This window comes from Streptomyces sp. NBC_00029 (genome assembly GCF_045160505.1).
Classification (GTDB): domain Bacteria; phylum Actinomycetota; class Actinomycetes; order Streptomycetales; family Streptomycetaceae; genus Streptomyces.
Genome location: NZ_CP108292.1, coordinates 3,907,979 through 3,919,796 on the forward strand (window position 1 = coordinate 3,907,979; position 11,818 = coordinate 3,919,796).

Sequence of the window (11,818 nt, forward strand, 5' to 3'; positions counted from 1 at the left end):
ATTCTCAGAGCATGACGAGCAGACGCGTCTGCGGCTTGAGCTTCCTGTTCACCGAACGGCTCTGCACGTAGACCTCCAACTCGGGATTGTTTCCGGCCTTCACGGAAACCGTTCCCTGAACTCCCTTGCCGAAAAGCAGAGTACGCGCGGCGTCACCCGTGTAGGCGAGATCGGTCTTCTTCTCGACCACGACGACTTCCTTGTCGGGCTGGACCTGGACCCTGGTGCCCAGCTGGTAGTAGCACGCGCCGCGTTCGTACGTCACGTCCGGCTGCGCGTCGACGAAGGCCCGGATCCCGACCTCCGCGTCGACCGGCAGGAGCCGGTACTTGTCGGCCGGGACCGGCTCCAGCGTCGCCCGCACGTCGTCGACCGAGATGTCCTGGCCGACCGTGAAGAGGTTCTTCGTACCGCGCACGCCCTTCTCGCGGCCCCGCAGGAAGCTGGTGGCGGCGGCGCGCACCGTCCCGATCGCCTCCTCCACGCCCGCCTGGGAATCCGCGTCCCAGATGGCGATGTTGCCGGCCGGGAAGCCGTAGTTCTGGGCGGTTCGCTTCGCCAGGGAGTTCGGGACGAGGATCGCGGAGGTCCAGTGGCCCGGAAGGGCACCCATCTTCGCCGCGATCCTGTCGAGCCAGGGCCCGAGGACGGCCATGTCGCCGTCGTGCCGCCGGTCGCCGCCGGAGGCGTTCTCCTCGCCGTCCGTCACCACGATCTGCAGGAAGCTGTGCTCGCCGTACTCCTCCCAGATGTGGCCCAGGTCGTCCAGCGACTTCAGTGAGGCTTCGATGAGGGCGGTGGCGCCGTTCTTGACCTTGTACAGGCCTCGCATGGACGGCAGATGCTTCACGTCCATGTCCCAGACCAGATTCTCCACCTTGTGATCGAAGGAATAGAGGCTGATCCGGGTCTCATGACCGAGGCTGTCCGATTCGGCCTTCAATCCCGCCACGAACTCGTCGACGACGCGAATGAGCTGACTCTGGTGCGGACGCATGGAACCCGAACAGTCCACGACCAGCGCGACGTGATTGACCTTGTGCTGGATTTTGTTTGTGGACATGTTTCTGCTCCTTCTCCGAAGCTCCCCGAGTGATGTATCCACACTAGGTGGCCCCACTGACAACGGAGCTTGACGGACCATCACCCGCACCGCCGCGACGGGCCGGCCTATCCCTCCGCCGGAGCTCGGCCCGTCAGGGCCGCCAGGCTGGAGCGGACGTGGTTCATGTGGGCCCGCATCTCCTCCGTCGCCTCCGCGTGCTCCCGCAGGATCCCCCGCGTCTCGCGTCCGGTCCGCTCCTCCGTCACCCGCGCCTCCGCGAGCAGTTCCGCGGCCTGCGCCTCCGCGTCCTCCTGGCCGTGCCGCGCCGACTCCTCCGCCTCGGCGAAATCGCGCCGGGCCTCCGCCAGCCGGGATTCGGCGTGCCGCTCCAGTTCCGCGTGGCGCGCGTCCAGTTCCGTCTCCCGCGCCACCCGCTCCCGCTCCGCCGCCTCCCAGCGCTCCGCCTGCTCCTGCTCGCGCCCGGCCCGCTCCGCGTCCGCCCGCCGCCGCGTCTCCGCCAGCGCGGCCGACGCCTGCCCCCGCCACGCCGCCGCGTCCTCCCGTGCCTGCGCCCGCACGTCGTCCGCCTCGCGCTCGGCCCGCAGCAGCCCCTGCCGGGCTCGGACCTCCGTCTGCTCGCGCACCGCCTCCGCGTCGTTCCGCGCGAGCTCGGCCGCCCGGTCGGCGCGCGCCTCGGCCGCGCCGAGCGTCGCGGACGCGTCCACCCGCGCGTCCGTCCGTACGGCGTCGGCCTCTTCCTCCGCCAGCAGCAGGATCCGCCGGGCGCGTTCGCTCAGCTCGTCGTACGCCTGCGGAGCCAGCGCGGAGACCGCCTCCCGCAGCCGCGCCGCCTCCGCCTCCATCTGCTTGGCCAGGACCGTCAGCCGCGCCACCCGCTCCCAGGCCTCGTCCCGGCTCCCGGAGAGCCTGGCGAGGTACCGGTCGACCTCTTCCATGCGGTAGCCGCGACCGCGCACGGTCGCCATGGGTGCACTCATCCTGGATGCGCCTCTCTCGCGGGGATTCCCGTCAAGGATGCGCCATTTGAACCCAGAAGCCCGAATGGCCGGGCCGGGAACCTGTTCGAAGGTCCCGGCCCGGCCACCCAATGGATCATCCGATCAACCGATCAGAGCAATCCGTCCCACATCTGCTCCAGCAGCACCGACCACCAGCTCTCCGGTGAGGCCAGCGCCGCGCTGTCGAGTCCCGCCAGGTTCGCCTGGAAGTCGACCGTCCAGCGGCCCGCCTGTTCCGGCGTCAGATGCTGGCGCAGCCGCCACATGTGACCCAGCATCGCGAGGGACCGTACGAACTGCGGCAGGCTCGAGTTCACGAACTGCGGCGGTACGGGAGCACCCCCCGGGCCGCCTTCCACCGGCACCGCCACGATGTGCGCGGTGCCGTACTGCACGCACAGCGCCTTGCCGAAGTCGCTGCCGACGACCAGGTACGAGCCCGCGTCCGAGGCCGGCTGCACCTGCCGCTGCTGGGCCAGCTCGGCCAGCGTCGGCACCGGCTGGCCGGGCACGGCCTGCGCCCAGAAGAACGGCCCGAAATCGACGGGCAGGCCCGACCACATCAGCGTCTGCGCCACGATCTCCGGCACGCCCTGACGGGACACGGCCCGCTGGTCGAAGCGGAACACGCCCTGCGGACCGAAGGCCGCCGTCAGCTCCTGCGCGATCGCCTCCAGCGGGATCGCCGGCTGCAGCGGAACCTGCGGCAGCGGCGCGCGTACCGGCGCCGGGCGCGCCGGACCGTCCGCCACCTGGTGCAGCTCGCCCTGGTGGGTGAGCAGGTGCCGCATGCCCTGCTGACGGCCCGCGTGGTCCTTGCCGTACGGGGCCACGCTCGTGATCCGCACCTGCGGCCAGGTCTCCCGGATCATCCGGGCACAGTAACCGCCGGGCAGCTCACAGGACTCCAGCTCGGTGTGCAGCTCCAGCACCTGCTGCGGCGGCACGTTCGTGGCGCGCAGCTCGTAGAGGATCTGCCACTCCGGGTGCGGGGTGCCGGGCGCCGAGCGGCGGATGAGCTGCTGCTCGGAACCGTCGGGCGCGCGGTAGCGCAGCACGGCCTGGTAGCCGGGGCCGACGGTGGGCGCGCCGGTCGGGACCGGGGCCTGCGGGCCGGGCCCACCGGGCGCACCCGGCGGCGGGCCGGGCGGACCGGGCGGCTGCGGAACACCCGGGCCGGCCAGCATCGTCGCGGCATGGTCGATCCCGCCACCGGGCGTACCGGGCGCACCCGGCGGACCGGGCGGCTGCGGTACGCCGGGACCCGCGAGCATGGTGGCGGCGTGAGGGGCCCCGCCACCGGGGGCACCGGGCGGACCGGGAGGCGCCGGCGGCTGACCGGTGACGGCCGGACCCGCGAGCATCGTCGCGGCATGGTCGATCCCCCGGCCCTGCGACCCGGGAGCACCCGGCGGACCGGGAGGCGCCGGCGGCTGACCCGCACCCGGAGCACCGGGCGCACCCGGCGGACCCGGAGGCGCCGGCGGCTGACCGGTGACGGCCGGACCCGCGAGCATCGTCGCGGCATGGTCGATCCCCCGGCCCTGCGACCCGGGAGCACCCGGCGGACCGGGAGGCGCCGGCGGCTGACCCGCACCCGGAGCACCGGGCGCACCCGGCGGACCCGGAGGCTGCGGAACACCGGGACCGGCCAGCATGGTGGCGGCATGGTGCGCCCCGCCACCGGGCACCCCGGGCGGACCCGGGGGCGTCGACGGCGTGGACGGCCGGCCGGCACCGGGGCCGGAGCCGCCGGGCCGGGAGATCTGGGCCTTGCTGGTCGGCGCGTCGGCGATGTCGCTCGCCGACGGACCACCTGACGGACCACCGGCGGAAGCACCCGCCGGACCGGCGTCCGGCGCACCCAGCGCGGGCACGATCGCGGTCCTCGGCAGCTGGCTGCCGCCCGCCATCAGCGTGGTCTTCGCCTCCGGGGCCACCCCGGACGACGGCGCGTCCTCCAGGTCCGACCCGGACAGCGGCGGCGCGAACACGGTCGCGGGCAGCGGTACGGACACGTCGTCCGCACCGGAGTTCACATCGGTGCCCGCCCACGGCGTCGCACCGGCCGGCACCGAGGCCGGCACCCCGTCGTTGGCCGTGGGCTCGTACGGGATCTCGCCCCCGCGCCGCAGCGGCACGGCCTCGACGGACGCCGGTGCCGCAGGAGCCGGCACGGGCTCGGGCGCGGCGTCCGCGGGCGCACTGTCCGCGGGCGCGGCCGGAGCCGGCGCGGGCGTCGACCGCGGCGCGATCCCCGCCCGGTCCGCGGCCTCCTGCAGCCACTCCGGCGGGCTGAGCATGAACGACGTCTGCTCCGAGTCGATCCGCGGCGGCGGGACCGAGGCCTCCGACGCAGCCGCGGCCACGGCCCCGTACTCCTCCTCGTACCGGCGGATCACCTCACCCACCGGCAGTCCCGGCCACAGCGTCACCTCCCCGCTGTCCCGCGCGATGACCAGCCGCTGCCGCCCACCACCGGACACGGGACCGGCCGCGCGGTCCTCCGCCCACACCACGAACCCGAGCCCGAACTCCCGTACGCGCACCTCCCGGTGCTGGTACGCGGGCACGTCGCCGTTGATCCATTCCTCGGCGCGCTCCTGCGCCTGCGCAAACGTCACCATCGCGCGCTCACCCCTCCACCGGTGCCGGACCCGACACCGGAACCGAACGTGCGAATCCGCCGTCCACCATCAGACCGGCCACCGTCTCCAGCTCGGGCGGGTTGCCCGCCAGCCGCTCCAGAAAGGCGTCGAAATCAGCACCGCACGGCAGCAGCAACCGCTCCACGCGCTCCTGGACCGACCAGCCGTCCCGGTCGCGGGCATCGTCGTACGGGGAGAACCACACCGAGCCGATGCCCTCGCCCTTGACCTTCAGCGCGATCAGCCCGCCCTGGGCGAAGGCCACGCACAGGTAGTCCTTCGTCAGGTGGTCGCGCAGACACTTGTTGACGTACACCAGGTCATTGATCGCCGCTTCCTCACGCACCGTGAAGAACGGCTGGTCCACCAGCAGACCCAGGTCCACGTCCAGGCCCGCACCCACCGGGGCGCAGCCGCCCGCGGCCTTGAGGAACGAGCGGTACGCCTCCGGCAGCCGGTAGCCGAGGTCCTCCTCGACGCCCTGGACCTGCTCCTCGGCGACCGACACCACCGACTTCGGCAGCCCCAGGTGCGCCGGACGGACCTCCTGCAACGGCCGCGTACCGCGCTTCTCGTGGTCCACCGGAGCCGTCGTCAGGCCCGCGTGATGCCGCAGCAGCGCCTTCACCTCGACCGGGACCAGCTCCATGCGCCGCGAGCCCGCCACGTGGTGCCAGGTCCAGCCGTGCGGGGTCGCCACCGGCCCGACCGTGTCCCACAGCTCGTGCCGGGCGGCCTTCATCGCCGCGTTCGCGGACACGTAGTCCGTGAGCCGCAGCTCGTCCACCCCGAAGCCCTCCGGCGGCTCGGCGATCTCCACGGCCGCGCGCGCGTACGCGGAGAAGTCCGGATGCCCGTTGCCGTCCATCCGCACTCCGTGGGGATGCCGAGCGGCCCGGACCGGGTCCGGGAAATGCACGACCTGCCCCGAGTAAGCGGCGTTGGGTGGCGCGGCCTGCTGCCCGAGCCGACCTGTCGTCATGGCGGTAGCCCCCTGCTGGATCTGGCTGGTTCACCACAGCCTATGCGCTGGGGCAAGAGCCTCACCCGCACCCGTCCGGCGCACCCGCCCGAGGGCCAGGAACATCCGAATTGATACGAATATTCGACCCCACTTCCACATGACAGCTGACGTTTGGCAGGCTGTCCCCGCAGCACGGGGGCGTGAGCGACAGCGGTCACCACCGCCGCCACGGGAGGGAAAGCACCACCATGCACAACACGGCAACACGCACGGAGTCCGGCGACACCGCGCCGGGTGCACCAGACGCACCGGGCACCACCGGTGCAGCCGGCGAAGCCACCGGGCCCGCCGGCGACCCCCGCCTGCGCTGGAGCAGCACGGACGGCCGCCCCGCCGTGCCCGTCCTGCGGTTCCGCCGGGACGGCATCCTCCCCACCGTCGCCGCGGCCCTGTCCGTACGCGGCGAAACCCTCACCGGTACCGCCGGCAAGGCCGACCAGCCGCCCGCGCTCCATCCGCTCGTCCAGGACTTCCTCGACACCCTCACCAGCGGCCAGCGCGAACGGTTCACGGGCCGGTGTCCGGAGGCGATCCTGCTCTCCCGCCACCTGGCCTCCGTCGAGGGCGCCCGCTCGCGCCGGGCCTCCCGCAAGCCCCTCTCCCCGAGCGAGGCCCGCCGCTCCCTCAAGAACGCGAAGATCACCGCCCGGCGCATCCGGGAGGACGGCGACCCCCTCCACGGCAGTTACGCACCCCCCTGCCGCTCCTGCGACGCACTCCTCGCCCACTTCGGCGTACGTTCCGTCGACCTCACCCCCTCCGAGTAGCCATGACCACCGCCTCAGCCTCCTACGACCGCTCCTCGGCCACCCGCTTCCCGGTCGCCGTGGACTCCGCCCTGCGCACCGCCGGCTGGGAACCCGGCCGCTGGGACATCAAGCAGGCCGAGTACTGGGCCGACGCCCTCCGGGACCACACCACGCCCGCCGGACACCGGCACACCGTGTTCCCCGCAGCCGTCGAGGCGTGGGCCGAATTCGGCGGCCTGACGGTCACCGCGCCCGGCGCCGGCCGGCAGATCGCCCCGACGCCGGTGCGGATCGACCCGCTCACCGGGCTCCACCTCGCGCGCACCTTCGCAGACCTCGGCCGGGCACTGTCCACCGAGCTCTGCCCGCTGGGCGTCGAGGCCGACGGCGGCTCCCACCTCGCGCTCGACCGCGAGGGCCGCGTCTACGGGATCGACCACACCGGCGACTGGTACCTCGGGCCCACCGTCGACGAAGCCCTCACCCTTCTCCTGACGGGTCTCCAGCCAACGCGCCTCACCACGGGCTAGGCCGGCGCTTTCGGATCTTGCCGGGCCCCCGCTGCCCGGCTGACAAGATCCGAAAGAGCCGGCCTAGGCGAGCTCCGGAAGCCGCTCGCCGGCTTCCGGGTAGCGCCCCTCCTCCAGCCGGAACAGGTACGCGCGCAGGTCGGCGGCCAGTCCGCCGGCCAGGTAGGCCTGGAAGTCCCACACCCCGAGCAGCGCGTCGTCCTCGTAGCGGTCGCGGCCGCGGCCGAACTCCACCAGCGCCCCCTCCAGGTGCTCGGCGACCTTGGCGCGCTCCGCCCACCACTGGCGCACGGCCTGCGGGGTCCACCACAGGTCCCCGTCGCACGCGTACTCCTGGAAGGGATCCTCGGTCGCCGCGCCCACCACGTCCCGCACCTGGCGCCGGTCGCGCGGCTGCCGGAACACGTACTCAATGCTGTGGCACTCGGCCGCGTAGAGCACGTTGTCCGGGGCCTGGAGCCGCCCCGTCCAGCAGTTGTCCGTCTCGGCCGTGTAGAACGGCCCGGGCACGTTCAGCCACAGCCGCTTCTCCCAGCGCCCCCCGAAGACCTTGCGGTCCTCGTCCGTCAGCTCCCCCACCGGATCCCAGCCCATCGCTACCCCCGCCCGCTCGGCAGGACCGCCGAGACCTTGAAGCCGCCCGCGTCCGTGGGGCCCGACACGAACACCCCGCCCAGGCCCAGGACGCGCTCGCGCATCCCGACGAGTCCGTTCCCTCCGCTCGGCAGGCCCGGCTCGGGGGCCTTGCCGTCGCAGGGGCCGTTCTCCACCTGCATGGCCACTTCCCCCGCCCGGTGCGCGAGCCGCACCACGACCCGCGCGCCCGGGGCGTGCTTGTGGCAGTTGGTGAGCGCCTCCTGCACCACGCGGAACCCCGTCTGCTCGACCTCCGCCGGGTACGCCGCCCACTCGCCGTGCACCAGCATCTCCACGGTCATCCCGGCCGCCCGCGACTGGCCCACCAGCGCGTCCAGCTCACCGAGCGAGGGCCCGTCCTCCACGCCCCCGGCGAACGCGACCGCGAGGACGGGCACCGCCGGCACGGGGGCCGGCGCCGGCTTGGGGGCCGCCCGGAGCACGCCGAGCATCTCCCGCAGCTCCGTCAACGCCTGCCGTCCCATGTCCCCCACCAGCGCGGCGTTCTTCGCCGCCCGCGCCGGGTCCTTGACCGCCACCGCCTCCAGCGCGGCCGCGTGCACCACCATCAGCGACACCCGGTGGGCGACCACGTCGTGCATCTCCCGCGCGATCCGGGTCCGCTCCTCCGTACGGGCCCACTCGGCCCGCTCCTCCGCCCGGTCCGCCAGCAGCGACAGCTCCCGTTCCAGCGAGTCCGCCCGTTCCTGCAGGCTCTCCATCAGCCGTCGGCGGGCCCCGATGTAGAGCCCGAAGAGCACCGGCGGCACGGTCAGCGCCACCGCGACGAACCCGGACAGCACGACCACGAGCGTCGTATCGGCCTCCACGTCCCCGCGGGTGCGCAGGTACATCACGACGAAGGTCGCGGCCAGCGACATCGAGGCCAGCGTGGCCGTGACCCGCCGGGGCACCTCGGAGGAGGCCAGGGTGTACATCCCGACCACCGCCAGCAGGAACCCCATCGCGGCCGGGGACACGGCGATCCCCACGAGCACCACGGCGATCGGCCACCGCCGCCGCAGCACCAAGGTAGCCCCCACCGCGAACCCGAACACCACGCCGACCGCGGTCGGCAGCCCCGCCTCGGCGGCGAAGGGCACTCCCTCCCACGCACACTCGACGGCGGACACACCGCCGAGCACCACATCCCCCACGGCCTCCCGCCGCCGCGCCCACCACAAAGGCGGCCCAGCGCGGCCTTCCACTTCCCCCGTACTGGTCATGCCGTCCAGCGTACGGGCGGCGTCCGTGGCGCTCCGGGCAAATACCCGCCGCCGAAACGGCGGGGACGGGTACCGTCGCATTGAGGCCAGGCGGTACGGCATAGTAGGGACGGCCAGCTTGATCGGTACGCCGAAATGTCCGGTTAGGCCACGTTCACTATCCCCTGTGGTGTAATTGGCAGCACTGAGGCTTTTGGTGCCTTATGTCCGGGTTCGAGTCCTGGCGGGGGAGCTGCTCACATCCGGGTCCGGACCGTCAAGGTCGGGACCCGCGTTCGTTCCGGGGCAGCGGCACCCCGGTATCCTTCACGGGTCCACCCCCGAAGCCGAAGGGCACACCCGTGAGCGCCAACCGCCCGGCAGCCGTCGTCGTACTCGCAGCGGGTGAAGGCACCCGCATGAAGTCGGCGACTCCCAAGGTTCTGCACGAGATCTGCGGGCGCTCGCTCGTCGGTCACGTCGTCGCCGCCTCCCGCGAGCTGGACCCCGAACACCTCGTCGTGGTCGTCGGGCACGCCCGGGAGCAGGTCACCGCCCACCTGGCCGGCATCGACGCCGAGGTGCGCACCGCCGTCCAGTACGAGCAGAACGGCACCGGGCACGCCGTCCGCATGGCCCTCGAAGAGCTCGGCGGCGGCATCAGCGGCACCGTGATCGTCGTCTGCGGCGACACCCCGCTGCTGACCGGGGAGACCCTGCGCCGGCTCGCGCAGACGCACGAGGCCGACGGCAACGCCGTCACCGTGCTGACCGCCGAGGTGCCGGACTCCACCGGCTACGGGCGGATCGTCCGCGACGCCGGCGGCGCCGTGACGGCCATCGTCGAGCACAAGGACGCCTCCGACGCCCAGCGCGCGATCCGCGAGATCAACTCCGGTGTCTTCGCCTTCGACGGCGCCCTGCTCGCCGACGCCCTCGGCAAGGTCCGCACCGACAACAGCCAGGGCGAGGAGTACCTCACCGACGTCCTCGGCATCCTGCGCGAGGCCGGCCACCGCGTCGGCGCGGCCGTCGGCAGCGACCACCGGCAGATCCTCGGGATCAACAACCGCGTCCAGCTCGCCGAGGCCCGCGCCCTGCTGAACGCGCGCCTGCTGGAGCAGGCCATGCTCGCGGGCGTCACGGTCATCGACCCCGCCGGCACCTTCATCGACGTGACCGTCACCTTCGGTCAGGACGCGATCGTGCACCCCGGCACCCAGCTGCTGGGCGCCACGCACATCGCCGAGGGTGCCGAGGTCGGCCCCAACACCCGGCTCAAGGACACCCACGTGGGCGCGGGCGCCCGGGTGGACAACACGGTCGCCGAGAGCGCGGTCGTGGGCCCGCAGGCCACCGTGGGCCCGTTCGCGTACCTGCGCCCCGGCACGAACCTCGGCGCGAAGGCCAAGGCCGGTACGTACGTCGAGATGAAGAACGCGACGATCGGCGAGGGCACCAAGGTCCCCCACCTGTCCTACGTCGGCGACGCGACGATCGGCGAGTACACGAACATCGGCGCCGCGAGCGTGTTCGTGAACTACGACGGTGAGCACAAGCACCACACCACCGTCGGCTCACACTGCAAGACGGGCTCGGACAACATGTTTGTGGCTCCCGTCACCATCGGGGACGGCGCCTACACGGCGGCCGGCTCGGTGATCACGAAGGACGTACCGCCCGGCGCCCTCGCCGTGGCCCGTGGCCAGCAGCGGAATATCGAGGGCTGGGTGGCCCGCAAGCGTCCGGGCAGTGCCGCTGCCACGGCGGCGCAGTCGGCGGCCCCGGAGGACGCCGTGCGCCCCTGAGGTGAACTGACCGGAAACAGGTACGCCCGTGACGGCGTACCGTGATAGGTGCACGCAATTCGGCTGGCTCACCGTGTGCGGGACGGACGCACATGGGGGCGAGCAGCTTCAACACGTCTGAGGAGACAGTGCTGTGACCGGGATCAAGACGACCGGCGAGAAGAAGCTGATGCTCTTCTCCGGCCGCGCCCACCCCGAGCTGGCCGAGGAGGTCGCGCACCAGCTGGGAGTCGGCCTCGTGCCGACCAAGGCTTTCGACTTCGCGAACGGCGAGATCTACGTCCGCTTCCAGGAGTCGGCTCGCGGCGCGGACTGCTTCCTGATCCAGAGCCACACGGCTCCGATCAATAAGTGGATCATGGAGCAGCTGATCATGATCGACGCGCTGAAGCGCGCGTCGGCACGCTCCATCACCGTGATCGTCCCGTCCTACGGGTACGCCCGCCAGGACAAGAAGCACAAGGGCCGCGAGCCGATCTCGGCCCGCCTGGTCGCCGATCTGCTGAAGACCGCGGGTGCGGACCGCATCCTCACGGTCGATCTGCACACGGACCAGATCCAGGGCTTCTTCGACGGCCCGGTGGACCACCTCTCGGCCCTGAACGTCCTCGCGGACTACGTCGGCGCCAAGGTGGACCGTACGAAGCTCACGATCGTGTCCCCGGACGCCGGCCGTGTGCGCGTGGCCGACCGCTGGTGCGACCGTCTGGACGCGCCGCTGGCGATCGTGCACAAGCGCCGCGACAAGGACGTCGCCAACCAGGTGACCGTCCACGAGGTCGTCGGTGAGGTCAAGGGCCGCGTCTGCGTCCTGGTCGACGACATGATCGACACCGGTGGCACCATCTGCGCCGCGGCCGACGCGCTGTTCGCGCACGGTGCGGAGGACGTCATCGTCACCGCCACGCACGGCATCCTGTCGGGCCCGGCGGCCGACCGCCTGAAGAACTCCAAGGTCAGCGAGTTCGTCTTCACGAACACCCTGCCGGACCCGTCCGACCTGGAGCTCGACAAGATCACGGTGCTGTCGATCGCCCCGATGATCGCGCGCGCGGTGCGCGAGGTCTTCGAGGACGGCTCGGTGACCAGCCTCTTCGAGGAGCAGCAGTAACCACAGCGGCAGCCACCTCTGTGACCGCTGCGCGGTAGATCCT

Annotated in this window: 10 protein-coding genes and 1 tRNA gene; 5 read left to right on the forward strand and 6 right to left on the reverse strand. The window is 72.4% G+C overall.

The features are described 5' to 3' along the window. Window positions 1–4 precede the first annotated feature (4 nt). The 4 genes from OG753_RS18290 to OG753_RS18305 form a co-directional block, all read right to left on the reverse strand. A complete protein-coding gene (locus tag OG753_RS18290) occupies window positions 5–1,063 on the reverse strand; it encodes a vWA domain-containing protein (protein ID WP_327262831.1) in 1,059 nt (352 codons plus the stop codon). A gap of 107 nt (window positions 1,064–1,170) precedes the next feature. Beyond that, window positions 1,171–2,043 (reverse strand): cellulose-binding protein, encoded by an 873-nt coding sequence (locus tag OG753_RS18295; RefSeq protein WP_405789209.1) that lies wholly within the window; start codon window positions 2,041–2,043, stop codon window positions 1,171–1,173. Window positions 2,044–2,174: 131 nt separating this feature from the next. Next, window positions 2,175–4,691 carry an SUKH-4 family immunity protein gene (locus tag OG753_RS18300; RefSeq protein WP_405789211.1) on the reverse strand — a complete coding sequence of 839 codons (2,517 nt, stop codon included), beginning with the start codon at window positions 4,689–4,691 and terminating at the stop codon, window positions 2,175–2,177. A 7-nt stretch (window positions 4,692–4,698) separates the two neighbouring features. After that, the gene (locus OG753_RS18305; protein ID WP_327262834.1) at window positions 4,699–5,694 is read right to left on the reverse strand and encodes an SMI1/KNR4 family protein; all 996 of its coding nucleotides are present in this window, start codon (window positions 5,692–5,694) and stop codon (window positions 4,699–4,701) included. A 230-nt stretch (window positions 5,695–5,924) separates the two neighbouring features. Between OG753_RS18305 and OG753_RS18310 the strand changes: the two genes are divergently transcribed. Continuing rightward, window positions 5,925–6,503 (forward strand): YwqJ-related putative deaminase, encoded by a 579-nt coding sequence (locus tag OG753_RS18310; RefSeq protein ID WP_327262835.1) that lies wholly within the window; start codon window positions 5,925–5,927, stop codon window positions 6,501–6,503. A 2-nt stretch (window positions 6,504–6,505) separates the two neighbouring features. Then, window positions 6,506–7,015 (forward strand): SUKH-3 domain-containing protein, encoded by a 510-nt coding sequence (locus tag OG753_RS18315; protein WP_327262836.1) that lies wholly within the window; start codon window positions 6,506–6,508, stop codon window positions 7,013–7,015. A 63-nt stretch (window positions 7,016–7,078) separates the two neighbouring features. On the opposite strand, the gene OG753_RS18320 is transcribed toward OG753_RS18315, so the two are convergent. Beyond that, window positions 7,079–7,609, reverse strand: coding sequence for a hypothetical protein (locus tag OG753_RS18320; RefSeq protein WP_327262837.1), 531 nt, complete (start codon window positions 7,607–7,609; stop codon window positions 7,079–7,081). A 2-nt stretch (window positions 7,610–7,611) separates the two neighbouring features. Beyond that, window positions 7,612–8,877, reverse strand: coding sequence for a histidine kinase (locus OG753_RS18325; RefSeq protein ID WP_327262838.1), 1,266 nt, complete (start codon window positions 8,875–8,877; stop codon window positions 7,612–7,614). Between the two features lie 160 nt (window positions 8,878–9,037). On the opposite strand from OG753_RS18325, the gene OG753_RS18330 reads away from it, so the two are divergent. The 3 genes from OG753_RS18330 (at window position 9,038) to OG753_RS18340 (ending at window position 11,775) form a co-directional block, all read left to right on the forward strand. Continuing rightward, window positions 9,038–9,109 (forward strand) — tRNA-Gln (locus tag OG753_RS18330). Between the two features lie 109 nt (window positions 9,110–9,218). After that, entirely contained in the window at window positions 9,219–10,664 is a 1,446-nt protein-coding gene (glmU, locus tag OG753_RS18335; RefSeq protein ID WP_327262839.1) for a bifunctional UDP-N-acetylglucosamine diphosphorylase/glucosamine-1-phosphate N-acetyltransferase GlmU, read from the forward strand. Window positions 10,665–10,797: 133 nt separating this feature from the next. Further along, complete coding sequence (locus tag OG753_RS18340) at window positions 10,798–11,775, forward strand: ribose-phosphate diphosphokinase (RefSeq protein ID WP_030716976.1); 978 nt, start codon at window positions 10,798–10,800, stop codon at window positions 11,773–11,775. Window positions 11,776–11,818: the final 43 nt, after the last annotated feature.

Excerpts from the sequence above, each read along its gene's own strand:
- OG753_RS18290 (WP_327262831.1), bottom strand. The coding sequence starts at position 1,063 with ATGTCCACAAACAAAATCCAGCACAAGGTCAATCACGTCGCGCTGGTC.
- OG753_RS18295 (WP_405789209.1), bottom strand. The coding sequence starts at position 2,043 with ATGAGTGCACCCATGGCGACCGTGCGCGGTCGCGGCTACCGCATGGAA.
- OG753_RS18300 (WP_405789211.1), bottom strand. The coding sequence starts at position 4,691 with ATGGTGACGTTTGCGCAGGCGCAGGAGCGCGCCGAGGAATGGATCAAC.
- OG753_RS18305 (WP_327262834.1), bottom strand. The coding sequence starts at position 5,694 with ATGACGACAGGTCGGCTCGGGCAGCAGGCCGCGCCACCCAACGCCGCT.
- OG753_RS18310 (WP_327262835.1), top strand. The coding sequence starts at position 5,925 with ATGCACAACACGGCAACACGCACGGAGTCCGGCGACACCGCGCCGGGT.
- OG753_RS18315 (WP_327262836.1), top strand. The coding sequence starts at position 6,506 with ATGACCACCGCCTCAGCCTCCTACGACCGCTCCTCGGCCACCCGCTTC.
- OG753_RS18320 (WP_327262837.1), bottom strand. The coding sequence starts at position 7,609 with ATGGGCTGGGATCCGGTGGGGGAGCTGACGGACGAGGACCGCAAGGTC.
- OG753_RS18325 (WP_327262838.1), bottom strand. The coding sequence starts at position 8,877 with ATGACCAGTACGGGGGAAGTGGAAGGCCGCGCTGGGCCGCCTTTGTGG.